The sequence below is a fragment of the Micromonospora sp. B9E7 genome, assembly GCF_039871815.1.
Lineage (GTDB): Bacteria > Actinomycetota > Actinomycetes > Mycobacteriales > Micromonosporaceae > Micromonospora.
Genome location: NZ_JBDPLX010000025.1, coordinates 40,732 through 66,746 on the forward strand (window position 1 = coordinate 40,732; position 26,015 = coordinate 66,746).

Sequence of the window (26,015 nt, forward strand, 5' to 3'; positions counted from 1 at the left end):
GTCCGCTGGGGTACAAGTCGGAGCACAGCGGGTGAAGATCAACGGTCGCGGGGTACGACCGGAGCGGGAGGCTGCATGAGCTCGGCCCAGGGGGGTGCGGACGAACGGCATCCCGCCGCGTCCGGCAGCGAGACCTCCCCGATGCTGGCGGCGGCGTTCGCGGCCGGTGGTGAGTTGGGCGAGCAACTGGCGAGCTTCGAATGGTCCTCCGGCCCGCTGGGCGCGCCCGGCCAGTGGCCTGCCGCGCTGTCCAACGCGGTCGGCATGATGCTCGCCTCCAGCGCGCCGGTCGTCATGTTCTGGGGCGACGACCAGCGCGCCTTCTACAACGACGCGTACCGGCCGACCATCGGTGCCAAGCACCCCGACGCGATCGGCCAACCGGCCCGCACGTACTGGGCGGAGACCTGGCCGGTACTCGGCCCGCTGCTCGACGGCGTCCGGAACACCGGGCGCTCCTACCGCGGCGAGGACCACCCGTTCCTGCTGGACCGGCACGGCTTCGTCGAGCAGACCTACTTCGACGTCTCGTACGACCCGATCCGCGGTGCCGACGGCTCGGTCGGTGGCGTCTACTGCATCGTCAGCGAGACCACCGGACGGGTGCTCGGCGAGCGCCGGCTGCGGGCACTGGCCGAACTGGGCGCCGAGCTGAACGACATCGGCAGCTCCGCCGAACTTGGCCGAACCGCGGCCGAGGTGCTCGGCCGGTACCGGGCGGACGTGCCGTTCGCCCTGATCTACCTGGCCGACGACAGTGGTCAACTCGCCGTGGTCGGTTCCACCGGAAGTGTCCCGCCCGCCGTCGGCACCATCGCGCAGGTGCTGGCCCGGGTGACCGCCGACGGCACGCCCGCCACGGTCGAGGTGGCCGACCTGCTCGACCCGCCGCCGGTCGACGCCGCCGACCAGGCGCTCGTACTGCCGCTCACGGCGACCAACCAGACGGTGGGCGCGCTGATCGTCGGCGTGGGCCGTCAGCTGCCGCTCGGCGACGACTACCGAAACTTCCTCGACCTGGTCGCCGCCCAGATCTCCCGTGCGGCCGGCACGCAGCGGGCGTACGAGCAGGAACGGGCCCGGGCCGCCGAGTTGGCCGCGCTGGACCGGGCGAAGACCAACTTCTTCGCCAACGTGAGCCACGAGTTCCGCACCCCGCTGACCCTGGTGCTCGGCCCGCTGGAGGACATGCTGGCCGACCCGGCGCTACCCGCCGCCTTGACCGAGCGGCTCACCACGATGCACCGCAACGCGTTGCGCCTGCTCAAGCTCGTCAACACCGTGCTGGACTTCTCCCGACTGGAGTCCGGTCGGCTCGCCGCCCGCTACCAGCCCACCGACCTCGCCGGCTACACGGCCCGGCTGGCCAGCACCTTCCGGTCGGCCACCGACCGGGCCGGGTTGCGGTTGGTGGTGGACTGCCCGCCGCTGCCGGCGCCGGTCTTCGTCGACCGGGACATGTGGGAGAAGATCGTCCTCAATCTGGTGTCCAACGCGGTCAAGTTCACCTTCGACGGCGAGGTCCGGGTGCAGGTCCGGGCCCTGGACGGCGCGGCCCGCCTGGAGGTGACCGACACCGGCATCGGCATCGTTCCGGACGAGATGCCGCACGTCTTCGAGCGGTTCCACCGGGTGTCCGGTGCCCGCGCACGCACCCACGAGGGCACCGGGATCGGGCTGGCGCTGGTCCGGGAGCTGGTCGAGATGCACGGCGGCGAGGTCGGGCTGACCAGCCGGGTCGACGAGGGCAGCAGCTTCACGGTGACCATCCCGACCGGTTCGGACCACCTGCCCGCGGACCAGGTGGTCACGTTCGGCCACCTGCCGACGGGTGAGCCCGAGCAGGCTCGCCTCTACGTGGCGGAGACCGCGTTGTGGACCGGCACCGGCCCGGCGCCCGAGTACGACAGCCAGCCGACCGACGGCACCCCGGCCGGCCGGATCCTGGTCGTCGACGACAACGCGGACCTGCGCGAGCACGTCACGCGGCTGCTCTCCCCGACCTGGGAGGTGGTCACCGCGAGCGATGGGCTGGCCGCGTTGCCACTGGCCCGCGAGGGCGGGTTCGACCTGGTGCTCAGCGACGTGATGATGCCCCGACTGGACGGGTTCGGGTTGGTCGGCGCGCTGCGCGCGGACCCACGTACCCGGCATGTGCCGATCGTGCTGCTCTCCGCCCGGGCCGGCGCCGCGGAGGCCGTCGCCGGCCTCTCCGCCGGTGCCGACGACTACCTCACCAAGCCCTTCGCCAGCCAGGAGCTGATCGCCCGGGTTCGGGCCAACGTCGAGCTGGGCCAGCTCCGCGGGCAGATCATCCGCCGGCTCCGGGCGCTGGCCGACGCCGCGGTGGCGGTGAACACCGCCCGGTCCACCGGCGACGTGCTCCAGGTCGCCGCCCGGCACGCGCTCAGCCTCGCCGAGGCCGCCCGAGTGGTGATCACCGCGGCCGGCGCCCGTTCCGAGGCGGACGGCGGTGGCAGCACCGCCGCGGACCCGTCCTTCGTGACCGAGCTGACCGGTACCGCCGGTGACGCGCTCGGCGAGCTGCGGGTCTGGCGGCCCGCCGGCGACGACGCGCAGGCCGACGACGCCGCGCTGACCCAGCTGGCCCGGCTGGTCGGGGTGCGGCTGGAGAACGCCCAGCTCTACGAGGCCGAACACCGCATCGCCACCACCCTGCAACACAGCCTGCTGCCGCGATCGCTGCCGCAGCTGCCCGGGGCGGTGCTGGCCAGCCGCTACCTGCCCGGCACCGCCGACGTCGAGGTCGGCGGTGACTGGTACGACGCCTTCGCCCTCGACAACGGCGACCTGGTGCTGGTCATCGGCGACGTGGTGGGTAAGGGCGTCCAGGCCGCCGCCGCGATGGGGCAACTGCGCAACGCGCTGCGGGCGTACCTGCTGGAGGGCTACGGCCCGGGCGAGTCGTTGACCCGCCTCAACCGGCTGGTCGGGTCAACCGAGCGCCGCTCCTTCGCGACGGTGCTCTGTCTGCTGTTCGACCCGCGTACCAACCGTCTGCGGTACGCCAGTGCCGGTCACCCGTCCCCGCTGCTGATCAGAGGAGGCGACGTGGCGCTCCTGCACGTCCGCGCGCTCGGCCCGCCGGTAGGCGCCATTCCCGACGCGACGTACGAGGCGGTCGAGGCCGCGTTGTCCCCCGGCAGCCGTCTGCTGCTCTACACCGACGGGCTGATCGAGGACCGACAGCTCGACATCGACGGGGCGCTGGCCCAGCTGCGCCTGGACGCCGCGACCCCCAGTGAGCACCTGGCCGACCTGATCGACGCGGTGGTCGAGCGGGTCGCCGGGCGACCACGCCGCGACGACGTGGCGGTTCTCGCCCTGGAGGCGGCGGAGTTGAACCGCTTCTCGTTGCGGCTACCGGCGGACCCGACCCGGCTGAGCGTGCTGCGCAAACGTCTGGAGGACTTCCTGGTCGCCCACGAGGTCGGTGAGACCGACGTGTTCGACCTGACCGTCGCGGTCTCCGAGGCCGCCGCGAACGCCATCGAACACCCGGTCCACCCCGCCGAGGCCACGATCAGCGTGGAGGTGGCGATCGAGGACCGGACGGTGACGGCCACGGTGCGGGACAGCGGGCAGTGGCGTGAGTCGACCGGTTCCGGGTTCCGGGGGCGTGGCCTGGCCCTGATCAAGGCACTGGGCGACCTGTCGGTGCGGCGTACCGATGCGGGCACCGAGGTGACGCTGCGCCGGCAGTTACGGGACTGACCGTGCGCCCGGCGGGCCGCTCAGGCCGGGCCGAGCCAGCTCTGCTCGCCCAGGCCGGAGATGTCCAGCACCCGACGGACCTGCCGGGACGGCAGGACGGTGAGCGTGCCCGGAAACTGCTGGGCGAGCCGGACCAGGGCGTGGATGGCGGCCGAGTCGAAGAAGGTGACCGTGCGCAGGTCGAGGGTGATCCGCTCGGCGGGCTCGCGCAGCGCGGTCTGGAGCATCGTGTCCGCGGTCGCCATGTCGACCTCACCGGCGACCACCACACGAAGGTGGTCACCGTCGATCTCCGCGCTGGCCGAGAAGACGGGCGGTGCTCCCCCTTGATCCACGCAGACACCATGGCATAGCCGCACTGGCAGGGCAACAACCTCCCCGGAGCGGCCGTGGCGCGGGTCACCAGCGCCCCCGGCGATAGGCTTGTCGCATGACCGTCCGCCCTCCGCTGACACCCGGCACGCTCTCCCCGCTGCGACCGGTGCCGTCCCAGATCGCCCGACCGGAGTACGTGGGCAAGAAGGCTCCGCAGCAGTGGCGTGGCTCGCACGTGCAGACGCCGGAGACCATCGAGAAGATGCGGGTCGCCAGCCGGCTCGCCGCCCAGGCGACCCAGCTCGCCGGCGAACACTGCAAGCCCGGCGTGACCACCGACGAGATCGACAAGGTGGTGCACGAGTTCCTCTGCGACCACGGCGCGTACCCGTCGACGCTGGGCTACAAGGGCTTCCCGAAGTCCTGCTGCACCAGCCTCAACGAGGTCATCTGCCACGGCATCCCAGACTCCACGGTCATCCAGGACGGCGACATCATCAACGTCGACGTGACCGCGTACATCGGTGGGGTGCACGGCGACACCGACGCCACCTTCTGCGTCGGTGAGGTCAGCGAGGAAGCCCGACTGCTGGTCGAGCGCACCCACGAAGCGATGATGCGCGGCATCCGCGCCGTCGCCCCGGGCCGCCAGATCAACGTGGTGGGCCGGGTCATCGAGTCGTACGCCAAGCGGTTCGGCTACGGCGTGGTCCGCGACTTCACCGGCCACGGCATCGGCGAGGCCTTCCACAGCGGGCTCTACGTGCCGCACTACGACAGCCCACGCCCCACCGACATCATGGAACCGGGGATGACGTTCACCATCGAGCCGATGATCACGCTCGGCACCTATCAGTACGACATGTGGGACGACGGATGGACCGTCGTCACCAAGGACCGGAAGTGGACGGCCCAGTTCGAGCACACCATCGTGGTGACCGACGACGGCCACGAGATCCTGACCCTGCCGTGACCGAGACCCCGGCAGCCCTGCGCGAGGCGCACCACGCCGACGTCTCCGGCGGCTGGCTGCGCCCAGCCGTCTTCGGCGCGATGGACGGCCTGGTCACCAACATCGCCCTGATCGCCGGCGTCGGCGGCGGCGGAGTGTCGCCGCACAGCATCGTGCTCACCGGCACCGCCGGCCTGGTCGCCGGGGCGATCTCCATGGGGCTCGGCGAATACACGAGCGTCCGGTCCGCCAACGAGCAGGTCGCCGCCGAGGTGGCCAAGGAGCGGCGGGAACTGGAACGCCACCCCGAGGCGGAGGCCCGCGAACTGGCCGACGCCTGGGTGGCCCGCGGCCTACCCCGGGACCTCGCCACCCAGGTCGCCGAAGCGGTACGCCGCGACCCGGAGGAAGCCCTACGGGTGCACGTCCGCGAGGAGTTGGGCGTCGACCCCGACGACCAGCCCAGCCCGTGGGCCGCCGCGACCTCGTCGTTCCTGTTCTTCTCGCTGGGCGCACTGATTCCGCTGCTGACCTACCTGTTCGGCGCCACCGACCTGTGGTTGGCACTCGCCGTCGGCGGGATCGGGCTGTTCGCCGCCGGTGCGGTGGTCGCCCGCTTCACCAACCGGCCCTGGTGGACCGGCGGCCTGCGCCAACTGCTGCTGGGTGCCGCCGCGGCCGGCGCCACCTACCTCATCGGCACGCTGATCGGGGTGCACGGCGGGCTGTGACACCCGTCAACCCGTGAGCAGCTCGTCGATCGTCCCGTCGACCGCACGACCACGGGCGGCCAGGTCCTCGGCCTGCCGGGCCAGCACCACACCCACCTCGGTCATGTCCGCCCCGGCCAACCCGGTGCGCCGTACCGCGTCCCCCGGGTCACGGAAGTAGGTGCGACTCAGCAGGCCCGTCACCGTCGCCGCCGCCAGCCGGGCCTCGCCGAGCATCAACAGAGCCTGGTCGGTCTCGTACCACTCGGCGAGCCGGGCCGCCCGGGCGTGCGCCGCGCTGCCCCGATACCAGGCCTGCCGGGCGGCAGTGCTGAACTCCGCCGGCCGAGCCCGGGCCAACCGGCCCAGATGCTCGTCGCGCAGCGTCCGTAACCAACCCGTCGGGTCGTGCAACGCCTGCGTGGTGACGTACCGGTCGGCGGTCAGCGGCCAGAGCGGAGAGATCACCCGAGCCTGCGCCAGGTAGTCCTCCGCGCCGGCCACGGTCAGATCGACCAGCACCCCGTCCACCCGACGGGTCGCCGGCGACGGGCCGGCACCGGACCGGTAGGTGACCACCAACATCCCCGCCTCACGGTCCCCACCGCCGTCGTCGTCACCGTGCGCCAAAGGCCCGTGCACCGCGACCGCGAGCACGTCGGCCGGGAAACGCCGCCGGACCGCCTCGGCGACCCGCTCCGCAACCGCCCACCGTCCATCGTCGAGACCCCGACCGACACCGGTCTGCTCGCTGCTCGCGCTCACGGGGTCACCTCTGTTCGCGACTGCGGGGCTCGCAAGAGCGGCTCACTCCTCGCGCTCACGGGGTCACCTCTGTTCGCGACTGCGGGGCTCGCAAGAGCGGCTCACTCCTCGCGCTCACGGGGTCACCTCTGTTCGCGACTGCGGGGCTCGCAGACCCGGCTCACTCCTCGCGCTCACGGGCTCACCTTCCGCTGGCTGGGCGTCAGCCTAGCCAGCCGGCGGCGGACCGGCGGGCGCGCCGCGCCCGGTCGGCACCAGCCGGAAGATGCGGATGTCCCGGCCGCCGGCCCGCTGCACGTACGTGCGGTACGCGGGCCACTCGGTGACCAGCAGTTGCCACAGCCGGTCCCGTTCGGCGCCGGATGCCGGCTCGGCCCGCACCGGGATCCGCCGGCCCTTCACGTCCACCTCGGCGGCCGGATCGGCGAGCAGGTTCATCGCCCAGCCCGGGTGGTGGGCCTGCCCCCAGTTGGAACCGATCACCACGTAGGCGTCGCCGTCGGGCACGTACAGCAGCGGGTTGCTTCGGGGCTTGCCGGAGCGGCGGCCCGTCGTGGTGATCACCAGGGACGGCATCAGGCCGAGCGCGACCACCCGGCCCCGGGTGAGCCGACCGATCACGCGGTCGGCGGGAACCAGCAGACGTGCGGCGGTGCCGAACCAGCGGTAATGACCAACTCGGCGGGTGAGATTTCCCAGCACTGACACGCGGATCAGTCTGCCGGTTGCCCGGCCCCGGCGGCACCCCCCACACGCGCCCGGATCGCCGACCGGCCGGTCACCGCCGACCGGCGGGCCACGCTGCTCGGTCAGTCCAGCCGCCGTTCGATCGGCAGCCGGGCGCGGGTGAACAGACCGGCCCCGAGCATCGCCACCACCGGCACCAGCACCAGCACGCCGAGCGTGGGCCACGGCACCAGGATCGGGTACGGATCGGAAGCCGGCCAGTCGCTGGCGTACTGCCGGTTGACCGAGAACAGCACGATCGCCGCGGTGCCCAGCCCGGCCACGATGCCGAGCACCGAACCCAGCCCGGCGATGACCCCGGCCTGGCAGATCGCCAGCATCCGGCGTAACGCCGGCGCCGCGCCGACGGCCGCGAGGGTGGTCAGCTCGGCGCGTCCCTCGGCGGCGGCGAGCGCGGTGGCGATACCGGCAGCTCCCACCGTGATCAGGCCGGCCGCCGCCGCGAGCAACAGGAGCAGCGGTGAGACGTCGCGGGGTGCGGAACCCTGTTCCACGTTCAGCGAGAACGTCCCGAACGGGCGCAGGGCGGCGGCGAACCGAGCCTGCTGCTCCTCGTCGGGCGGGGTGGTGGTGCCGATCACCCAGCCGGCCGTTGACCAGCTCAGGTCGAGTTGTCCGGCCGCGGAGGTGGACAGCAGCAGGCGGGGGTGGCCGGTGGCCCGGGGCAGCGCGTACCCCGGGAGGTCACGGAGCGCGGTCGGTTGATCGGGCCCGGTGTCCACCCGGCTGACGCGTACGGTCACCAGACCGTCGTGCAGGTAACGCGGGTCGGTCACCACGACGCCACCCGCGCGCAGCACCGCCGAGGCCGCCGCGGTCGTCGTCGGGTCCGCGCCGGTGAGGAGTGGTAGTGCGCTGCCGTCGTCCACCCAGGGCTCCACGTAGCCCCCGGAGGGGTCCGCCCGGCAGCGTGGGTCGGCCCGGGCCTGCTGGCGGTCCGGCGCGGGAAGGTCGTCGCCGGGCTGCCAGGGGCAGGCCTGGGTCGGTGGGAGCACCGGCGTGATGTCGCAGTAGCCCGTGCGCGCCGCCTCGCAGCCGGGCGCGTAGACGGAGGCAACCGCGTCGACCCCCAACTGATCCCGGGCCGCGTCGACGACCTCGGCCAGCGTGGGCTGCTCGGCCGGCCTGTTCTGGTAGACCATCAGGTGACCGGTCGGCAGCGTCGGCTGGTAGGCGCGTGCGTCACGGGCGCCGTCACTGGCCAGGTACCCGCCGAGCGCCACGCTGCTGGCGACGGCGGCCATCACGGCGCAGATCGCCGGTGCTGCGGCGGCCCGGTTACGGCTGGCGTCGCGCACCGCGATCCGAGGTGCCAACGGCAACACCCGACCGAGGCGGGCGAGCGACCCGATCAACGTGGGCGTGCAGCACACCAGACCCAACTCGCCCAGGATCAGACCGGTGAGGATCACCGCCGGGGAGGTCCGGCTGGCCCCGTACGCCGCCAGCCCGGCCCCGCCGACCACCAGCGCCAGACCGACGAGCAACCACCGGCCCGGGGACACCGGTGGGGTACGTCGCCCGGCGAGCCCGGCGCTGACGTCCTGCCGGGCAGCCGTCCACGCCGGTGCCAGCGCGGCGAGCACCCCGGCCAGCACCGCGACCCCACCGAGCAGCACCAGGGCGGCCGGCCAGCAGCGGTAACCGCCGAAGCGCATGCCGAAGACGTACTGCTCCATCAGCGGGCGACCGGCGAACGCCGCGCCGACGCCGACGAGCAGGCCGGCGGCGGCGCCCAGCACACCCAGCACCACACCGTCGGCCAGCACCACCCGGCGCAGTTGGGCGGCGTCCCCGCCGGCCACCGCGACCAGCGCCAGATCCCGTCGCCGGCGACGGACACCGACGGCGAAGGCCGGCCCGACCAGCAGGACGACCTCCAGCAGCCCGAGGCCGGCGATCAGGACGCCGGTGCTCAGGTCGTTGGCGTCGCTCGCCCCGGTCAACCCGAACCACGTCCGGTTCGCCCCGCCTCCCGAGCCGGTCGAGTGACGCGCGGTGACCACCACTCCCCGCTCGTTCAGCCGGGACACCAGCGCGGCGTCGACGGTCCCGGGTACGTCCGCCAACCAGACGCTGTCCGGCTCCGGACCGGTCCTCGGTACGGCTCCCGGATGCAGCGCCACGACCGGACCGAGGTCGTCGGCGAACTCGACCACCCCCACCACGGTGTACGCCCTGCTCCCGTCGGCGACCGTGACGGCGGCACCGAGGCGCAGGTCCAGGCGGCGCAGTGCCGCCGGACTGACCGCGACCTCGCCGGGCTGGTGCGGTGCCCGGCCGGCCAGGAACCGCACCAGCCCGCGGGCCAGCGGGTCGCCGAGGTCCAGCACCCGACCAGCCACGTCCTCGTCGCGGTGCGGACCGCGCAGGGTCAGCGGGGCGTGCGGGCGTACCTCGGTGACCCGGCTGCCCGGCCCCAGCAGTGCGGTCATCTGGGCTGCGGTGGCCCTCGCCGGGGGCTTCCCGTCCCGCGTGCTCCAGCCCTCACCCCACTCGTCCTGTCCCACCGGACCGCTGGTGACCCACTGCAACTCCGCGTCGGCCACGCCGAGCCGACGGTCGACACGTTCCTGCGGGGTCAGCTCGGCCATGTCGTAGCTCGCCGCGAGGAAGGCCAGCGCGGCCACCGGCAGGGCGATCATCGCGAGGACGAGGACGGTCCGTCGCCGGGCCCGGAGGGACTCGCGCCGCGCGATCCGCAGCGCGGTGCGCCAGGAGCCGGTCAGCTCGGCGATCCGCCGCCGACCGACGAGCGCGGGTGGCTGGACCGGTCCCGCTGGGGAGGGGTCGGTCCGGCCAGGGTCCTGCCGCGTACGGCGGATGGTCACCTGTCGCTGCCGGACAGCAACTGCTCGACGCTGCCCAGCGGTGCCGTCGTGTCGACCAGCACGCCGTCGCGGAGGAACACCACCCGGTCCGCCCAACCGGCATGTCGTGCCTCGTGGGTGACCAGCACTCCGGCGGCTCCCGCGTCGATCCGGCGGCGCAGCAGGTGCAGCACCGCCTCACCGGTCTGTGAGTCCAGTGCGCCGGTGGGCTCGTCGGCGAGTACCAGCCGGCGCTCACCCACCAACGCGCGGGCGATGGCGACCCGCTGCTGCTGCCCGCCGGAGAGTTGGTCGGGGAAGCGGTCGCCCAGCCCGGGCAGGCCCACCTCGGTGAGCGCGGCCCGGGCCAGCGCGCGGGCGCGGCGGCCACTGGTGCCGTCGAGCTCCAACGGGAGCGCCACGTTCTCCAGCGCGCTGAGACTGCCCAGCAGATTGAGCTGCTGGAAGATGTAGCCGATCCGGCGACGACGGAGCTGGGCCAGGCCGCGACGGTCCAGCGCCCCGAGCGGTTGCCCCTCGACCCGGACCTCGCCGCCGGTCGGCCGGTCCAGCCCTCCGGCCAGGGCCAGCAACGTCGACTTGCCGGAGCCGGACGGTCCCATCACCGCGACCAGTTCGCCGGGCCGGACGGCCAGGCTGACGCCGCGCAGCGCATGCACCGCCGCCGGTCCGGTGCCGTGGGTGCGGTGGACGGCGCGGAGGTCCAACACCGCGTCGTCCGCCCCGCTCACCGTCGCGCCTCCTCGCCGGCCCAGGTCGCCGCGTCCCGCGCGCCGGTGTCCGCCGGCCGGGGAACGGGAGGTGGCAGGCCGGTGGGTTGGTGCCGCACCAGGCTGGTCTCACAGTGGTCCAACCAGCGCACCTCCGCCTCGGCCTGGAACACCATCGAGTCCAGGACGAGACGCCAGGGCAGATCCTCCGGCCGGTTGCTGCCGTACTTCAGCCGGGTCAGCTCCTGCAGGGCCCGCATCGTCGCGCTGCGCTGGGCCTGCACCACCGAGCGGACGTCCACCCCGGGTGTGGTCAGCGCCAACGCCAGCTTGATGGCCAACTCGTCGCGGGGGCGATCGGTGCGGCTGATCGGGGTGGCGAACCACAGCGCCAGGTCCGCCCGGCCGGCGTCGGTGATCTCGTACGGGCGCTGCCCGGCCTCGCTCTCCGGCAGCGGGCGCACCAGACCGTCCCGTTCCAGCCGGGACAGCGTGGTGTAGACCTGCCCGATGTTCAGCGGCCAGGTCGAGCCGGTCGACTCCTCGAACGCGGCGCGCAGCTGGTAGCCGTACATCTGGCCGCGTTCGAGCAGGGCGAGCAACCCGTGACGGATGGACATGGCAACGGAGTATGCATACCTGGTATGCGCACCGCAACCGCGGTGGGCCTGTTCAGGCCGGTCGACCGGGAAACGGGACAGTCAGCGGGGCCGACCCGGCCGTCTTGCGCCACCGGGTGGCGCGTACGGCGTACTCCACCAGGGCCGCCAGCGCCTGGTCCCGGTCGGCGCCGGTGGTGGACGCGAGCGCCGCCCGCCAGTGCGCGGCGGCGCGCTCCTCCACCTCGGCGGCGAGCCGCAGGGCGCTCGCCCGGTCGGTGACCGGGAACGGCAGCGCGTAGCCGGCGCGGTCCGGCGGCACGACGCCGCCGGCGGTGGTGAGCTGCACCACCAGGGTGTCGCGCCGACGTCGATGCGCGGCCTCCGCCTCATGTGCCGCCTCCCGTGCCGCACCGGTGAGCCGGACGCCGATCCGCCCGTAGGCGTAGATCGCCGCGTACTCGGCGGACAGGGCGGAGGCGAGTGCCTCCCCGGCGGACGGCTGCCTCACTTCAGTGCCTCCTGGTGGGTGGCGCGGGCGGCGACGATCGACCCGAGCAGTGCGGCCCGCTCTGCGGGTGCTGCGGCGCAGGCGGTGGTCGCGGACTGCTGGGCGGTCTTCTCCAGTGCGCGCAGCGCGGCGAGCGCGCCGGCCGGGTCGTCCGCCGGAGCGGTGGTCGGGGCGGTGGTCCCCGCCGACGGCAGGGCGACGCCGATCACCCGGGCCAGCTCGGTGGCGTGGGCGGTGTGCGCCTCGGCGATCGGGTCGAGCCGGCCGGCCAGGTCGGGGTGCGCGGCGGCGCTGCTCCGGTACGCCTCGGCCAGCGCGAGTGACTCGTCCACCATCGGCCGCAGCGGGTCCGGCGGCGGTGCCGGCTCGTCGTCACGGTCGAAAAGATCACAGCCGGTCAGCGGCGCGGCGGCGCCGCCGAGCACCAGCAGCGCCCCGCCGCGCAGGAGCTTTCGCCGGGAATGTCCGGATGCCTGGTTGCGCTGTGTCGTTCTGCCGATCCCCACCGGGCAAGTGAACACCATGTGCGCCGTTCCAGGGGCCACCGGCGTCGGTGCGCCGCCCGGCCCGACGCCGGGCAGGCGCGTTACGCTCTGCGCAGCCACCGGCGTGTCCGCTCCGGTGGCGTGCCGGCATGGCCGGACGACCGACCACCGTCGACCAGGGAAAGGTGCGGAGATGACGCAGCGTGGCCGTGCCACCAGGCCGACGGGTCGACCCCGCGATGCCGCGGGCCCCCGTGGTGGTGACCTCGCCGGGCGACGTGCCCGGCTGCGAGCCGTGATCGAGCCCGTCGTCAACGACGCCGGCTACGACCTGGAGGACCTGTCGGTCTCCCGGGCCGGTCGCCGGCACGTGGTGCGGGTGATGGTGGACGCCGACGGCGGGATCGACCTGGACGCCGTCGCGGACGTCTCCCGCGCGGTCTCGGCCGCGCTGGACGCCGCGGAGGAGTCCGGTGGCGACATCGTCGCCGGGGAGTACCAGCTCGAGGTCAGTTCGCCGGGCGTCGACCGGCCGCTCACCCTGCCCCGGCACTGGCGGCGCAACGTGAGCCGACTCGTCAAGGTCACCGTTCGGGGCGCGACCGCGCTGCCCGGCCAGCGCGGCGAGCAGCCCGCCGGTGACCGCCAGCTGACCGGCCGGGTGATCGCGGCCGACGACGAGGGCGTGCTGCTGGAGACCGAGGCCGGTCGTGCCTCCTGGGCGTACGCCCAGCTGGGCCCGGGGCGCGTGCAGGTCGAGTTCACCCGCCTCGCCGAGCTCGGCGAGGCGGACGAGGAGTTCGACGACGCGGACGACTCAGACGAGATCGACGATTCAGACGACATCGACGACGAAGATGATGTGGAGGACGAGGAGAGGTGAACATCGACCTCGCGGCGCTGCGCGCACTCGAGCGCGAGCGGGAGATCCCGTTCGACACGATTCTCGCGGCGATCGAGACCGCGTTGCTGACCGCCTACCGGCACACCGACGGCGCCGAGCCGCACGCCCGGGTGGAGATCGACCGTAAGTCCGGTGCCGCCCTGGTGTACGCGCAGGAGATGGACTCCGACGGCAGCCTGGTGCGGGAGTGGGACGACACCCCGCACGACTTCGGCCGGATCGCCGCCATGACCGCCAAGCAGGTGATCCTCCAGCGGCTGCGGGAGGCCACCGACGAGGTGCACTTCGGTGAGTACGTGGGCCGCGAGGGTGACCTCGTCACCGGCGTGGTGCAGGCGCACGAGACGCGTACCGAGAAGGGCATCGTCAGCGTCGACCTGGGCAAGCTGGAGGGTGTGCTGCCGCAGTCCGAGCAGGTGCCCGGTGAGCGGTACGCCCACGGTGAGCGGGTCCGCTGTGTCGTGGTGCACGTCGCCAAGGGCATGCGCGGGCCGCAGATCACTCTGTCCCGGTCGCACCCGGCGCTGGTCAAGAAGCTGTTCGCGCTGGAGGTCCCGGAGATCGCTGACGGCACGGTCGAGATCGGCGCGATCGCCCGTGAGGCAGGTCACCGTACGAAGATCGCCGTACGCTCCACGACCCCCGGGGTCAACGCCAAGGGTGCCTGCATCGGGCCGATGGGTCAGCGGGTGCGCGCCGTGATGAGCGAGCTGCACGGCGAAAAGATCGACATCATCGACTGGTCGGACGACCCGGCCACCTTCGTCGGTAACGCGTTGTCGCCGGCGAAGGCGCTGCGGGTCGAGGTGGTCGACCTGGCCGGTCGAGCCGCCCGGGTGACCGTTCCCGACTTCCAGCTTTCGCTGGCCATCGGCCGGGAGGGGCAGAATGCCCGACTCGCGGCCCGTCTGACCGGTTGGCGGATCGACATCCGCTCCGATGCGGAGCAGAGCGCCCCGGCCGCGCGTGAGGGAGCTGATCACGTGCGGGAGCCGGGCGGAGCGATCTCGGGCGGCTAGGGGTAGACTTCTTCCAGTGGTACGACGCGCGCAGCCGGAGCGCACCTGTGTGGGTTGCCGGCAACGTGCGCCGGCCAGCGAATTGCTGCGGATAGTCGCGGTCAGGGACGAGGCTGGTCACAGCCTCCGGCCTGACCCGCTTCGCAGGCTGCCGGGTCGGGGAGCGAACATGCACCCGGATCCGGCCTGCTTCGCGCTGGCGGTGCGGCGCCGCGCCTTCGGGCGTGCGCTGCGCATCACCGAGGTCCTCGACCACGGTGTGCTGGCAGAGCACGTCGATGCGCCAACCACTACGTCCGGTCATCCCGACCGGGCGAGGGTCGCTAGCAGGGTAGGACGACCGACATGAGCACACGATGAAGTCCCTGAAATGACCAGGCTTCAAGTGCACGAGTGAGGTCGCTGCGGGTGCTGCCCGCACGACCTCGGAGTGAGGAGTGCAGTGGCAGGCAAGGCCCGCGTACACGAGCTTGCAAAAGAGCTCGGGGTCGAGAGTAAGACCGTTCTCGCCAAGCTGAAGGAAATGGGCGAGTTCGTGAAGTCCGCGTCGAGCACCGTCGAGGCGCCCGTCGCCCGGCGACTGCGTAACGCATTCGTCGCGTCCGCCGGGGCTCCGGCACCGGCCGCCCCGTCGGCGCCCGCGTCGACGCCGGCTTCCAACCCGACCCCGACGACGTCCCCGACCCCGGGCGCGCCCCGGGTTTCGGCCAAGCCGATGCCGCCTCGGCGGCCGGCAGCGCCGGCGCCCGGCCCGAAGCCGAAGGGTCCGGTGCCCGCCGCGCCGCAGCCGGCGGCTCCGGTCGCCAAGCCGGCGAGTGCCCACGACATCGAGGTGGCGGCCGCGGAGGCGCGTGCCGCCGCGTTGAAGGCTGAGCAGGAGGCTGCGGTCAAGGCCGCGCAGGCCGCCCGTCAGCAGCAGCGGGAGAACCCCGTTCGCCGGGAGCCTCCGGCAGACGGTGGCAACCGTCCCGGCCCTCGGCCGGGTCCGGCCGCGATGCCGCCCCGTCCCGGTTCGCCGGCAGCTCGTCCGAGCGCGCCTGCTCCGGGTCCGGGTGCCCGACCGGGTGGTCGCCCGCCGGCGCGCGGCGCCGGTAACAACCCGTTCGGCATCCAGGGTGGCCAGCAGCAGCGGCCCCCGGCCGCTGGTGCGGGTGGTCCCCGGCCCAACACCCCGGCGGGCATGCCGCCGCGGCCGAGCCCGAACTCCATGCCGCCGCGGCCCAGCCCGGCGTCGATGCCGAGCCAGCGTCCGGCGGCCGGTCGTCCCGGTCCCGGTGGCGCTGGTCGTCCCGGTGGTGGCGCTGGTCGTCCCGGTGGCGGCGGCGGTGGCTTCCGTGGCGGTCCCGGCGGTGGCGCCGGCGGCGGTGGCGGTTACCGCGGCGGCCCTGGTGGCGGCGCGGGTGCCGGCGGTGGCGGTGGCTACCGTGGCGGTCCCGGCGGCGGTGGCGGTGCTCCCGGTGGCGGTTTCCGTCCGGGTGCTCCGGCCGGTGGCGGCGGTCGTCCGGGTGCGGGTGGTCGTGGCCGTGGCGGCGGTGCCGCGGGTGCCTTCGGGCGTCCGGGTGGCCGGCCGACGCGCGGTCGCAAGTCCAAGAAGCAGCGCAGACAGGAGTTCGACAACCTGTCGGCTCCGACCATGAGCTCGGGTGCCCCCCGGGGTCAGGGTCAGGTCGTCCGGCTGTCCCGCGGCGCTTCGCTGTCCGACTTCGCCGACAAGATCAACGCCAACCCTGGTTCGCTGGTCCAGGAGATGTTCAACCTGGGCGAGATGGTCACCGCGACCCAGTCCTGCTCTGACGACACCCTGCAGCTGCTGGGTGAGCACCTGGGCTTCGACATCCAGATCGTCAGCCCGGAGGACGAGGACCGCGAGCTGCTCGCGCAGTTCAACATCGACCTCGACGCGGAGGTGGCCGAGGAGCGTCTGGTCAGCCGTGCGCCGGTGGTGACCGTCATGGGTCACGTCGACCACGGTAAGACCAAGCTGCTCGACGCGATCCGCAAGGCGAACGTCGTCGCCGGTGAGGCGGGTGGCATCACCCAGCACATCGGTGCGTACCAGGTGCACGTTCCGCACGATGGTGTGGACCGCGCGGTGACCTTCATCGACACCCCGGGTCACGAGGCGTTCACCGCCATGCGTGCCCGTGGTGCCCAGGTGACGGACATCGTGATCCTGGTGGTCGCGGCCGACGACGGCGTGATGCCGCAGACCATCGAGGCGTTGAACCACGCCAAGGCGGCCGACGTGCCGATCGTGGTCGCGGTCAACAAGGTCGACAAGCCGGATGCCAACCCGGACAAGGTCCGCCAGCAGCTGACCGAGTACGGCCTGGTCGCCGAGGAGTACGGCGGCGAGACCATGTTCGTCAACGTGGCCGCCAAGCCGGGCATCGGCATCGAGGAACTGCTCGAGGCCGTCCTGCTGACCGCCGACGCGTCGCTGGAGCTGACCGCTCCGATCGACGGGCCGGCGCAGGGTGTGGCCATCGAGGCGCACCTGGACAAGGGCCGCGGTGCGGTGGCGACGGTGCTGGTGCAGAAGGGCACCCTGCGGGCGGGCGACTCGATCGTCGCCGGTGGGGCGCACGGCCGGGTCCGGGCCATGCTCGACGAGAACGGCAACCAGCTCTCCGAGGCTGGGCCGGCGCGTCCGGTCATGGTTCTGGGTCTGACCGCGCCGCCCGGCGCGGGCGACACGTTCCTCGCGGCGGCGGACGACCGCACGGTGCGGCAGATCGCCGAGCAGCGGCAGGCGCGGCGGCGGGCGGCGGCATTCGCCAACTCCCGTGGTCGGGCCACCCTCGAGACGCTCATGGAGCAGCTCAAGGAGGGCGAGAAGACGTCGCTCAACCTCATCCTCAAGGGCGATGTCTCCGGTTCGGTGGAGGCCCTGGAGGACGCGCTGTTCAACCTCGACATCCCCGAGGAGGTCCAGCTCAAGGTCCTCGACCGGGGCGTCGGCGCGATCACCGAGAGCAACGTCATGCTCGCGAGCGCCTCGTCCGAGCCGGTCACGATCATCGGCTTCAACGTGCGGGCCTCGAACAAGGTCCGTGAGATGGCCGACCGCGAGGGCGTGGAGATCCGGTACTACACCGTCATCTACCAGGCCATCGAGGAGATCGAGGCAGCGCTCAAGGGCCTGCTCAAGCCGGAGTACGAGGAGGCCGAGCTGGGCACCGCGGAGATCCGCGACGTCTTCCGCTCGTCCAAGATCGGCAACATCTCCGGTTGCATCGTCCGGTCGGGCATCATCCGGCGCAACGCGAAGGCTCGACTGCTTCGGGACGGGACGGTCGTGGCGGACAACCTCACGATCACCTCGCTGAAGCGGTTCAAGGACGACGCCACCGAGGTCCGTGAGGGCTTCGAGTGCGGTCTGACCCTGGGTGGTTACAACAACGTCCAGGTCGGCGACGTCATCGAGACCTTCGAGATGCGGGAGAAGGTTCGCGCCTGATCCGGCAGTGACACGCTGATCAAGGGGTTTACGCCGGACGGCGTAAACCCCTTGATCATGCGGGGCGGGTTGGCGGTATCGTCCGGGGCGATGTTCACCGGAACCGCGGTCTTCGACCTGCTGCTGCCGGGCGACTCCCGGTCGCTCAAAGCCAAGAGATCATATGTACGGCCGATCGTGGCGGCGCTGCGCCGTTTCGAGGTTTCGGCCGCCGAGGTGGGAGCGCTCGACCTGCACGGTCGAGCGCAGATTGCGGTGGCCGTGGTGGCCGCCGAGACAGTGCACGTCCGCGAGGTGCTCGACTCCTGCGAGCGCCTGGTGGCCGGCCGTCCCGAGGTCGAGCTGCTGTCGGTTCGACGTCGGCTGTACGGCGTGGACGACGACTGACCACGGTGCCGGCTGTGCCGGGCGACCGGTGCGGCCGCGAAGGTAATGTTCGAGATGTTGGCCGGTCGGCCGGCGGCCCCGGGGTCGCCGGCCGACCGGGAGCAGGACGCCGTGGAGGTGGCGAGATGTCTGATCCGGCCAAGGTACGCCGGCACGCCGAACGGGTGCGTGAGTTGGTCGCGTCGGTGGTGCGGAGCCAGATCAAGGACCCGCGGCTCGGGATGATCACCATCACCGACGCCCGGATAACCGCGGACCTGCGCGACGCGACGGTCTTCTACACCGTGCTCGGCGACTCGGTGGCCCAGGCGGACACCGCCGCCGCGCTGGAGAGCGCCAAGGGGTTGTTGCGCAGCACGGTCGGCAAGGCGCTCGGGCTTCGGCACTCGCCGACCCTGACGTTCGTCCTCGACGACGTGCAGGACCAGGTCAAGCACATCGACGACCTGCTCGCCGCCGCCCGCAACGCCGACGCCGAGGTGCAACGGCTCGCCGCCCAGGCGAAGTACGCGGGCGAGGCCCAGCCGTACCGGGTGGACGACGAGGACGACGAGACGGACGAGGCCGACCAGGCCACCGACGTCAGGGAAACCCCGCGGGGTGGGGAAACGCGGTGACCAGCACCGCCAGTGCCCCGATCGCCGGGTCGGCCGGGCTCGGCCCCGCCGAGGCGGACTGGGCCGCGGCCGAGGCGCTGCTGCGGGCTCTCCCGCCGACCGGCCGGGTGCTGCTGATCTGTCACGTCAACCCGGACGGCGATGCGCTGGGCAGCATGCTCGGCTTCGGTCTGGGCCTGCGGCAGCTCGGCGTACGCGACGTGCAGGCGACCTTCCCCGGGCCGCCGGAGGTGCCGGAGCCGTTGCACGGGCTTCCCGGGCTCGAACTGCTGGTCCCGGCGGACGCTGCCGACCTCACGCCCGATCTGGTGATCTGTTTCGACGCGGCGAGCGAGTCGCGCCTCGGCGAGTTGGCCGGGCGGCTGTCGTCGGCGGGTGCGGCGCTGGTGCTCGACCACCATGCCTCGAACCCGGGCTTCGGCACGGTCAACCTGGTCGACCCCGGTGCCGCGGCGACGTCGGTGGTGGCCGAGCAGTTGCTGACCCGGCTCGGGGTCGTGGTGGATCGGGCGATCGCCGAGTGCTTCTACGTGGCCCTGACCACGGATACTGGTTCGTTCCGGTTCGCGGCGACCACCCCGGCGGTGCACGAGATGGCCGCCCGGTTGCTGGCCACCGGCATCTCGCCGGGTGACATCTCCCGGCGGGTCTTCGACACCAGGCCCTTCGGCGCGGTGCGTCTCTTCGGTGAGGTGCTCGGTCGGGCGCAGTTGGAGCCGGGCGCTGCCGGTGGCCGAGGGCTGGTCTGGACCTTCGCCACCCTGGACGACCTGGCCCGACACGACCAACGGCCGTACGTGCTGGAGGCGTTGATCGACTCGGTGCGCTGCACCGCCGAGGCGGACGTCGGCTGTGTGTTGAAGCAGACCACGTCGGGCGAGTGGGCGGTGTCGATGCGCAGCAAGGGCGCGGTGGACGTGAGCCGGGTCGCGGTCGCGTTGGGCGGTGGTGGTCACACGTTCGCGGCCGGTTTCACCGGTCGGGGCACCGTCGAGCAGGTGGTCGAGTCGATCCGTGGCCAACTGGACGCGGCGTTGGTCCGCCCCACGAGTTGACGCGGGCGTTCGCCGTCATCGATCGGTCGATCCCGAAGATCAGGGTCAGCTCCGGGGAGTGTTGGTCTTCCCGCGCTCCGTGAGACCGGGAAGAATTGCGGGATGGAGCAGCCGCACGACCTCACCGTGGAGGCCCCCCGCGCATGGGATCGGCCCGCCGTCTCCGTTCCCGTCCTGGTCTGCCTGTCGCTCGTCGGTGGTCGGTTCGCGTCCTTCTCCACCGAGGCGAATCTGTTCACCCTCGGCACCGGCGGGGTGCTGATCTGGCTCGGTCTGAGCAACCGGGTGCCCCGTCGACCGGCACCGCGCCGTCTGGGCGCGGGAGCGGCCTGGTGGGCGGTGCCGGTGGTGGTCTTCGTCGTCTTCGAGGGTGCGACCTTCGTGCTGGCGGCCGGCGATGACTTTCCCACCTTCTCCCGGCTCGCCGATCCTCTGCTGGAAGATCACCTGACCCGGTCGGCGGCCTGGTTCGCCTGGCTGGCGGCCTTCTGGGGGCTGGTGCGGCGATGATGCGGGCGCTCGCGATCGGCGGCTTTCTGGCCGCGCTGGTCCTCTTCGCGGTGGTCGAGTGGATGGCCCGCCGGGAGGGCTCGCGGATCCCGACCCTCGGCGAGGTCTGCGCGTACGTGATGCGCTACGAGGTGGGTCTGGTGCCGGTGGGCCGGATCGGTCTGTTCGGGTTCTGGTGGTGGCTGGGATGGCACTTCCTGGCCCGTTGAGCCGGGTTGCCGACCGTCCAGATGGCGGGAACCGTGAGCAGCATATGGACCTGAACGATAACTTGGGAGAGGGCCGGCGCCGCGCGGCGGTGCAGGTCATGGGTGGTGGTGCCACACCTCGTACCGCCTTCCTCCAGGGTCGCACCGACCCGGGCTCACGCTGCCCAGGCGGCTGCTCCGGTAACCCCGGACCGCCGTGGGGCGCTCAGCAGGACCGCCCGTGAGGGCCGCCGCCTGTCGGTGGCTCGCTCCCTGGAAGGACCGCCACCATGCCGAACAAGCCCAAGCCCGAGGCCACCACCGACGACGCCCGCGAGCAGGCCCGCCGGGCCCTGCAGACGTCGATGGACACCCGCCAGTGATCCGACCCGTCCGACGGTGATCGCTCTGGTCGGTGTGGTCGGCGGAGCCGGACGCCTTCTGGATCGCCTTTGGAGCTGAATCGTCTGCGACATCACGACGTGATTCGTCTACGACATCAGCTCCACAGCGTCTGACCAGACAGACCGACACCCCGACTGCCGCCGCCAGGTGCTACGCGGGGAACCGCGACCAGCCCGAGCGCCACCCGCCGACGGAGTGCATCGACGAGGTAAGCAGTCTGCGGGATTGCGATCCTTACCGCGCTCGTGCCAGGATCGGCGGCGATGAGCCAGACCGCCACCACCGACCGATCCGTCTCGCCGCGCCGGATCGCCAGCCTCGCCCTGCCCGCCCTCGTGGTGCTCGCCGCCGAGCCGCTCTACGTGCTTGTCGACACGGCCGTGGTCGGTCACCTCGGCCGGGTGCCGCTCGCCGCGCTCGCCGTCGGCGGCACGGTGATGACGCTCACCGCCTGGGTCGGCACCGTGGTCGCGTACGGCACGACCGGGCGCGCGGCCCGCCGCTTCGGAGCGGGAGACCGGGCCGCGGCGGTGGCCGAGGGCGTCCAGTCGTCCTGGTTGGCGTTCGGTGTCGGTCTGCTGATCGCGATCGGCATGCAGTTCGGCGGAGCCGCGCTCGCGCGTACCCTCGCCGGCGGTGGTGGCGAGGTGGCCGACGCCGCCGAACACTGGCTGCGGATCGCGGCCCTCGGCGCCCCCGGCCTGCTGCTCGCCGCGGCCGGCAACGGCTGGTTGCGCGGCGTGCAGGACACCCGCCGCCCGCTGTTCTTCGTGCTCGGCCCCAACCTGCTCTCCGCGCTGCTCTGCCCGCTGCTGGTCTACCCCGCTGGTCTGGGACTGATCGGCTCGGCGGTGGCCAACGTCGTGGCGCAGACCCTCTGCGGGGCGCTCTTCGCCGCGGCGCTGGTCGCCGAACGGGTGTCGCTGCGGCCCCGGCCCCGGGTGATCCGCCAGCAACTGGTGCTCAGCCGGGATTTGCTGATCAGGGGGTTGGCCTTCCAGGCCAGCTTCCTCTCCGCGACCGCCGTCGCCGCCCGCTTCGGTGCCGCCGCCGTCGGCGCCCACCAGATCGCCCTGCAACTCTGGTTCTTCACCGCGCTGGTGCTCGACGCGCTGGCCATCGCCGCGCAGTCGCTGGTGGGTGCCGCGCTCGGTACCGGCGACGACGCGGGCGCGCGGGCGCTCGCCCGCCGGATCGGGCTGCTCGGCGGAGTATGCGGCGTCGGTTTCGCGCTGCTCATCGCCGCCGGCGCCGGCGTGGTGCCGTCGTGGTTCAGCTCCGATCCGGGGGTACGCGAGCAGGCCATGACGGCCTGGCCGTGGTTCGTCGTCATGCTGCCGCTGGCCGGGGTGGTGTTCGCCCTCGACGGCGTGCTGATCGGCGCGGGCGACGTGCGTTACCTGCGCAACCTCACCATCGTGGCGGCGCTCGGTGGCTTCCTGCCCGCCATCTGGCTGGCGTACGCCCTCGACCTCGGGTTGGGCGGCATCTGGGCCGGGCTCACCCTGTTCGTGGTGATCCGCCTCGTCGCCCTGCTGCTACGCCTGCGCAACGGCAGCTGGGCGGTGGTCGGCGCGGTCCGCTGACCACCGCGCGATCAGCAGCGGGTGGTGGTCGGCGGGGGCGCGTCGAGGTCGAAGATCGTGCCCGGGTCGCCCGCGGGTATCCGTTCCCGGTGCACGTCGGCCACCCAGAACTGCTCCTGCACCCAACCGTCACGGAGCCGCGCGCAGTCCGCGTTCCAGGTCACCGCCTCTGCCGAGGTGATCCAGAGACCCCGGGCCGAGGCCGGCACGTCGTCCGGGTGCGGGACCTGCCACACCACGCGGTCGCGCAGCGCCACCACGCTGGCGCCGGCGGGTGCCCGCAGGTCCACGTCGAACGGGTACGCCCAGACGAACTCCGTGGAGACCTCCAGCACCCGGACGCCGTTCTCCTTGCTGGCCCGGTAACTGACCCGGCCATCGGCTCGGACGCCGGGCTCCCAGTCCGACGGCGACGCCATCCGGGTCGCGTACCGCAGGAAGCTGTTGCCGGTGAAGTCCGACCTGAGCTGCTCGCGGGCGTCCGGGGCGAGCACCTTGAGGAACGGCTCCGGGTCGCCCGTGAACATCGACGTGTCCAGCCGGCTCTCGATCAACCCCTTGCGTACCGACTCCAGTGCCGTCCGCACCTGGGCCGCGGTGAACGGGCCGGTGTCCTTGGCTGCTGGCATCTGTACGGCCTGCTCACCCGGTGCGAAGGAGGCCGCCGGTGAACCGGCGAACAGGTCCCGCGGTTCGCCGACCCTGCTGACCGGCGGGGTGGCGCTCGCGGTGGGGGTCGCCGGGGTCCCCGCGCGGACGCCATCGGCGACCCAGTCGACCATCACCAGGCCCCCGCCGACCATCAGGAGGGCCAGGACCAACCCGAAGCCCAGCAGCAGTGCGCCCCATGGTTCTTCCCCCGTCGGTACTCGCCGCTGGTGGCCAGCGCGAGCAGATAGTAGGTGCCGTCAGCAAACTCCCGAGGGTCGCGGGTCGTCGGCGGTTGGCTCGGGTCACGCCGGGCATGCCCACGCACTCCGGTGTGTGGGCCATCTGGCAGGCTTGGCCGACGTGAGCACCGATGGTCTGATCGTCGTCGACAAGCCCGGCGGCATGACGTCGCACGACGTGGTGGCGCGGATCCGCCGACTGGCGAAGACCCGGCGCGTCGGCCACGGTGGCACCCTCGACCCGATGGCCACCGGTGTGCTGGTGATCGGTGTGGGCCGGGCCACCCGACTGCTGACCTACGTGATCGGCGCGGGCAAGAGCTACACCGGCACCATCCGGCTCGGCCAGGCCACCGTCACCGACGACGCCGAGGGCGACGTGATCGCCAGCACGCCGGCCGGTCATCTCACCGACGACGCGATCAGGGCGGCGTTGGCCCCGCTCAGCGGCGAGGTCGACCAGGTGCCGAGCGCGGTCAGCGCCATCAAGATCGACGGTCAGCGGGCGTACAAGCGGGTTCGCGAGGGGGAGAGCGTCGAGCTGCCCGCGCGCCGGGTCACCATCTCCCGGTTGGAGGTGCTCGCGATCCACCGCACCGAGCCGGACGTGGTGGACGTGGACGTCGACGTGACCTGCTCCTCCGGCACGTACATCCGGGCCATCGCCCGGGACGCCGGCCTCGCGCTCGGCGTCGGAGGCCACCTCACCGCGCTACGCCGGACCGCGGTGGGCGGCTTCACCCTGGCCGAGGCCGCGACCCTCGACGAGCTGGAGCAGCGCGCCCCCGAGGTGGTGAACCTGCCGCTGGACGCGGCGGCCGACCGGTTCTTCCCGCGCCGGGAGGCCACACCCGAGGAGGCTCGGGTGCTCGCCCACGGTGGGCCGCTGGGCCCGGCCGGCCTCACCGGGCCGTACGCGGTCTTCGGACCCGCCGGCGGTCTGATCGCTATCGTCAGCGAGCGGGACGGGCGGGCCCGCGCGGAGATCGTGCTCGCCCCGGCCTGAGGCCGGAGCAGTAGGGGAGGAACGGCATGCAGCGGTGGCGGGGGTACGACGCGGCGCCCGGTGGGTGGGGACGCTCGGTCGTCACCATCGGCGTCTTCGACGGCGTGCACAAGGGGCACCAGGCGACCATCGGGCACGCCGTGGCCCGAGCCCGGGCGTTGGGCGTGCAGTCGGTGGTGGTCACCTTCGACCCGCATCCGGCCGAGGTGGTTCGCCCCGGCTCGCATCCGGCGGTACTCACCGAACCGGCCCGCAAGGCCGAGTTGATCGAGGCGCTCGGCGTGGACGTGCTCTGCGTGGTGCCGTTCACCCCGGAGTTCTCCCGGCTGCCGGCCGAGCAGTTCGTGCACGACGTCCTGGTCGAGCACCTGCACGCGGCGTTGGTGGTGGTCGGCGCCAACTTCCGCTTCGGGCACCGGGCGGCCGGCGACGTGGCGCTGTTGGAGCAGCTGGGGCGTACCTTCGGCTTCGGCGTGGAGGGCGGCCCGCTGGTCGCCGAGGACGGCACCGTCTTCTCCTCCACGTACATCCGCTCCTGCGTCGACGCGGGTGACGTGGGCGCGGCGGCCGCCGCGCTGGGCCGCCCCCATCGCCTGGAGGGCGTGGTGGTCCGCGGCGACCAGCGGGGTCGGGAGCTGGGCTTCCCCACCGCCAACCTGCTCTGCCACCGGTACGCGGCGGTGCCCGCCGACGGGGTGTACGCGGCCCGGCTGGTCCGCCGCGGGCAACGTGAGCCGCTGATGGCGGCGGTCTCCGTGGGCACCAACCCGACCTTCTCCGGCCGGGAGCGGCGGGTGGAGGCGTACGCGCTGGACTTCTCCGGCGACCTGTACGGCGAGCGGCTGGCCCTGGACTTCGTGGCGCACCTGCGCGGCCAGGTCCGGTACGACTCGATCGAGCCGTTGATCGCCCAGATGAATCAGGACGTCGAGCGCACCCGGCACGCCCTGTCCTGATCGGCGGGCCCGGCAGCGGCCCTTGGCCGGGTGTTACCGGCGAGTGCTGGTAGTCTTGCCGGGACGTCGGGTGACCGGCGTGGGGCCTCGCGTGCCTGCTCGACGCCGCGGGTGCGAGGTACCGGTCCGTTCCCGGTCCATCGGGACGACGGACAACCTACTTGATCAACCCATCGAAACAGGGAGAACATGGCGCTCGACCAGGAAGCCAAGGCCAGCATCCGCGCGGAGTACGCGACCGCCGAGGGCGACACCGGTTCGCCGGAGGTTCAGGTCGCGGTCCTCACCAAGCGGATCGCCGAGCTGACCGAGCACCTGAAGGTGCACAAGCACGACCACCACAGCCGCCGTGGGCTGCTGCTGCTGGTCGGCCGTCGCCGTCGGCTGCTCAACTACGTCCAGAAGAAGGACATCGCCCGCTACCGGTCGCTCATCGAGCGGCTCGGCCTGCGCCGGTGACGTGACGGGGGAGTGGCCGACCGGCCGCTCCCCCGTACGGCGTCCCCACCAGAAGAAACATGGGCCGCGCGACCACCCGAGAGGGAGCCGGTCAGCGTACCGGTCTCCGGTAGTGGCCCCCGGGAACCCCGGCATCATGCCGGCACCCCGGGCGCTTCGATCGAAGACCGGCCGGCTGAGCAGCTCCCCGATGTCGTGGGCCCACGACGCGAA

At 72.7% G+C, this 26,015-nt stretch carries 25 protein-coding genes; 16 read left to right on the forward strand and 9 right to left on the reverse strand.

Going from position 1 to position 26,015, the window contains the following annotated elements; all coding sequences use genetic code 11:
• Positions 1-75 precede the first annotated feature (75 nt).
• Entirely contained in the window at positions 76-3,735 is a 3,660-nt protein-coding gene (locus tag ABGB10_RS28785; RefSeq protein ID WP_347664135.1) for a SpoIIE family protein phosphatase, read from the forward strand.
• A gap of 20 nt (positions 3,736-3,755) precedes the next feature.
• Here the strand turns inward: ABGB10_RS28785 and ABGB10_RS28790 are convergent, their stop codons facing one another.
• A complete protein-coding gene (locus ABGB10_RS28790; RefSeq protein ID WP_347664136.1) occupies positions 3,756-4,070 on the reverse strand; it encodes an STAS domain-containing protein in 315 nt (104 codons plus the stop codon).
• A 95-nt stretch (positions 4,071-4,165) separates the two neighbouring features.
• Between ABGB10_RS28790 and map the strand changes: the two genes are divergently transcribed.
• On the forward strand, positions 4,166-5,023 hold the full coding sequence (gene map / locus ABGB10_RS28795; RefSeq protein ID WP_347664137.1) for a type I methionyl aminopeptidase: 858 nt from the start codon (positions 4,166-4,168) through the stop codon (positions 5,021-5,023).
• Entirely contained in the window at positions 5,020-5,733 is a 714-nt protein-coding gene (locus ABGB10_RS28800) for a VIT1/CCC1 transporter family protein (RefSeq protein ID WP_278137977.1), read from the forward strand. The genes map and ABGB10_RS28800 overlap by 4 nt, the downstream gene beginning before the upstream one ends.
• Before the next feature lie 6 nt (positions 5,734-5,739).
• Here the strand turns inward: ABGB10_RS28800 and ABGB10_RS28805 are convergent, their stop codons facing one another.
• The 7 genes from ABGB10_RS28805 to ABGB10_RS28835 form a co-directional block, all read right to left on the reverse strand.
• Positions 5,740-6,477: a nucleotidyltransferase domain-containing protein gene (locus ABGB10_RS28805; protein ID WP_347664138.1), complete on the reverse strand. Its 738-nt coding sequence runs from the start codon at positions 6,475-6,477 to the stop codon at positions 5,740-5,742.
• 207 nt (positions 6,478-6,684) lie between these two features.
• A complete protein-coding gene (locus ABGB10_RS28810; protein ID WP_347664139.1) occupies positions 6,685-7,185 on the reverse strand; it encodes a nitroreductase/quinone reductase family protein in 501 nt (166 codons plus the stop codon).
• Positions 7,186-7,286: 101 nt separating this feature from the next.
• The gene (locus tag ABGB10_RS28815) at positions 7,287-10,055 is read right to left on the reverse strand and encodes an FtsX-like permease family protein (protein WP_347664140.1); all 2,769 of its coding nucleotides are present in this window, start codon (positions 10,053-10,055) and stop codon (positions 7,287-7,289) included.
• Entirely contained in the window at positions 10,052-10,765 is a 714-nt protein-coding gene (locus ABGB10_RS28820; protein WP_347664182.1) for an ABC transporter ATP-binding protein, read from the reverse strand. The genes ABGB10_RS28815 and ABGB10_RS28820 overlap by 4 nt, the downstream gene beginning before the upstream one ends.
• A gap of 17 nt (positions 10,766-10,782) precedes the next feature.
• On the reverse strand, positions 10,783-11,385 hold the full coding sequence (locus tag ABGB10_RS28825) for a PadR family transcriptional regulator (RefSeq protein WP_347664141.1): 603 nt from the start codon (positions 11,383-11,385) through the stop codon (positions 10,783-10,785).
• Between the two features lie 52 nt (positions 11,386-11,437).
• Positions 11,438-11,875: a ferritin-like domain-containing protein gene (locus ABGB10_RS28830; RefSeq protein ID WP_347664142.1), complete on the reverse strand. Its 438-nt coding sequence runs from the start codon at positions 11,873-11,875 to the stop codon at positions 11,438-11,440.
• The gene (locus ABGB10_RS28835) at positions 11,872-12,399 is read right to left on the reverse strand and encodes a hypothetical protein (RefSeq protein WP_347664143.1); all 528 of its coding nucleotides are present in this window, start codon (positions 12,397-12,399) and stop codon (positions 11,872-11,874) included. Before ABGB10_RS28835 ends, ABGB10_RS28830 begins: the two co-directional genes overlap by 4 nt.
• Positions 12,400-12,553: 154 nt before the next feature.
• Between ABGB10_RS28835 and rimP the strand changes: the two genes are divergently transcribed.
• From rimP to ABGB10_RS28885, 10 genes are all read left to right on the forward strand, one after another.
• The gene (gene rimP, locus ABGB10_RS28840) at positions 12,554-13,243 is read left to right on the forward strand and encodes a ribosome maturation factor RimP (protein ID WP_347664144.1); all 690 of its coding nucleotides are present in this window, start codon (positions 12,554-12,556) and stop codon (positions 13,241-13,243) included.
• On the forward strand, positions 13,240-14,283 hold the full coding sequence (gene nusA, locus ABGB10_RS28845) for a transcription termination factor NusA (protein ID WP_347664145.1): 1,044 nt from the start codon (positions 13,240-13,242) through the stop codon (positions 14,281-14,283). Before rimP ends, nusA begins: the two co-directional genes overlap by 4 nt.
• Before the next feature lie 16 nt (positions 14,284-14,299).
• Positions 14,300-14,632 carry a YlxR family protein gene (locus ABGB10_RS28850; protein ID WP_347664146.1) on the forward strand — a complete coding sequence of 111 codons (333 nt, stop codon included), beginning with the start codon at positions 14,300-14,302 and terminating at the stop codon, positions 14,630-14,632.
• 93 nt (positions 14,633-14,725) lie between these two features.
• On the forward strand, positions 14,726-17,743 hold the full coding sequence (gene infB, locus ABGB10_RS28855; RefSeq protein ID WP_347664147.1) for a translation initiation factor IF-2: 3,018 nt from the start codon (positions 14,726-14,728) through the stop codon (positions 17,741-17,743).
• A 90-nt stretch (positions 17,744-17,833) separates the two neighbouring features.
• Positions 17,834-18,130 carry a DUF503 domain-containing protein gene (locus ABGB10_RS28860; protein WP_145785009.1) on the forward strand — a complete coding sequence of 99 codons (297 nt, stop codon included), beginning with the start codon at positions 17,834-17,836 and terminating at the stop codon, positions 18,128-18,130.
• Between the two features lie 125 nt (positions 18,131-18,255).
• Positions 18,256-18,747 carry a 30S ribosome-binding factor RbfA gene (gene rbfA, locus ABGB10_RS28865; RefSeq protein ID WP_347664148.1) on the forward strand — a complete coding sequence of 164 codons (492 nt, stop codon included), beginning with the start codon at positions 18,256-18,258 and terminating at the stop codon, positions 18,745-18,747.
• On the forward strand, positions 18,744-19,802 hold the full coding sequence (locus ABGB10_RS28870) for a bifunctional oligoribonuclease/PAP phosphatase NrnA (RefSeq protein WP_347664149.1): 1,059 nt from the start codon (positions 18,744-18,746) through the stop codon (positions 19,800-19,802). Before rbfA ends, ABGB10_RS28870 begins: the two co-directional genes overlap by 4 nt.
• 102 nt (positions 19,803-19,904) lie before the next feature.
• A complete protein-coding gene (locus ABGB10_RS28875; protein WP_347664150.1) occupies positions 19,905-20,312 on the forward strand; it encodes a hypothetical protein in 408 nt (135 codons plus the stop codon).
• Positions 20,312-20,521 carry a DUF6186 family protein gene (locus ABGB10_RS28880; protein ID WP_208745211.1) on the forward strand — a complete coding sequence of 70 codons (210 nt, stop codon included), beginning with the start codon at positions 20,312-20,314 and terminating at the stop codon, positions 20,519-20,521. Before ABGB10_RS28875 ends, ABGB10_RS28880 begins: the two co-directional genes overlap by 1 nt.
• A gap of 647 nt (positions 20,522-21,168) precedes the next feature.
• Positions 21,169-22,491, forward strand: coding sequence for an MATE family efflux transporter (locus tag ABGB10_RS28885; RefSeq protein ID WP_347664151.1), 1,323 nt, complete (start codon positions 21,169-21,171; stop codon positions 22,489-22,491).
• A gap of 11 nt (positions 22,492-22,502) precedes the next feature.
• Here ABGB10_RS28885 and ABGB10_RS28890 read toward each other — a convergent pair whose 3' ends face one another.
• Entirely contained in the window at positions 22,503-23,312 is an 810-nt protein-coding gene (locus ABGB10_RS28890) for a hypothetical protein (protein ID WP_347664152.1), read from the reverse strand.
• A 190-nt stretch (positions 23,313-23,502) separates the two neighbouring features.
• Between ABGB10_RS28890 and truB the strand changes: the two genes are divergently transcribed.
• From truB to rpsO, 3 genes are all read left to right on the forward strand, one after another.
• A complete protein-coding gene (truB, locus tag ABGB10_RS28895) occupies positions 23,503-24,387 on the forward strand; it encodes a tRNA pseudouridine(55) synthase TruB (protein ID WP_347664153.1) in 885 nt (294 codons plus the stop codon).
• Between the two features lie 26 nt (positions 24,388-24,413).
• Positions 24,414-25,343: a bifunctional riboflavin kinase/FAD synthetase gene (locus ABGB10_RS28900; RefSeq protein ID WP_347664154.1), complete on the forward strand. Its 930-nt coding sequence runs from the start codon at positions 24,414-24,416 to the stop codon at positions 25,341-25,343.
• 189 nt (positions 25,344-25,532) lie between these two features.
• A complete protein-coding gene (gene rpsO, locus ABGB10_RS28905) occupies positions 25,533-25,802 on the forward strand; it encodes a 30S ribosomal protein S15 (protein WP_030337594.1) in 270 nt (89 codons plus the stop codon).
• Positions 25,803-26,015 lie beyond the last annotated feature (213 nt).

Coding starts and splice junctions, on each gene's coding strand:
- ABGB10_RS28785 (WP_347664135.1), top strand. CDS start 76: ATGAGCTCGGCCCAGGGGGGTGCGGACGAACGGCATCCCGCCGCGTCC.
- map (WP_347664137.1), top strand. CDS start 4,166: ATGACCGTCCGCCCTCCGCTGACACCCGGCACGCTCTCCCCGCTGCGA.
- ABGB10_RS28825 (WP_347664141.1), bottom strand. CDS start 11,385: ATGTCCATCCGTCACGGGTTGCTCGCCCTGCTCGAACGCGGCCAGATG.
- ABGB10_RS28835 (WP_347664143.1), bottom strand. CDS start 12,399: ATGGTGTTCACTTGCCCGGTGGGGATCGGCAGAACGACACAGCGCAAC.
- rimP (WP_347664144.1), top strand. CDS start 12,554: ATGACGCAGCGTGGCCGTGCCACCAGGCCGACGGGTCGACCCCGCGAT.
- ABGB10_RS28860 (WP_145785009.1), top strand. CDS start 17,834: ATGTTCACCGGAACCGCGGTCTTCGACCTGCTGCTGCCGGGCGACTCC.
- rbfA (WP_347664148.1), top strand. CDS start 18,256: ATGTCTGATCCGGCCAAGGTACGCCGGCACGCCGAACGGGTGCGTGAG.
- ABGB10_RS28875 (WP_347664150.1), top strand. CDS start 19,905: ATGGAGCAGCCGCACGACCTCACCGTGGAGGCCCCCCGCGCATGGGAT.
- ABGB10_RS28880 (WP_208745211.1), top strand. CDS start 20,312: ATGCGGGCGCTCGCGATCGGCGGCTTTCTGGCCGCGCTGGTCCTCTTC.
- ABGB10_RS28885 (WP_347664151.1), top strand. CDS start 21,169: ATGAGCCAGACCGCCACCACCGACCGATCCGTCTCGCCGCGCCGGATC.
- ABGB10_RS28900 (WP_347664154.1), top strand. CDS start 24,414: ATGCAGCGGTGGCGGGGGTACGACGCGGCGCCCGGTGGGTGGGGACGC.
- rpsO (WP_030337594.1), top strand. CDS start 25,533: ATGGCGCTCGACCAGGAAGCCAAGGCCAGCATCCGCGCGGAGTACGCG.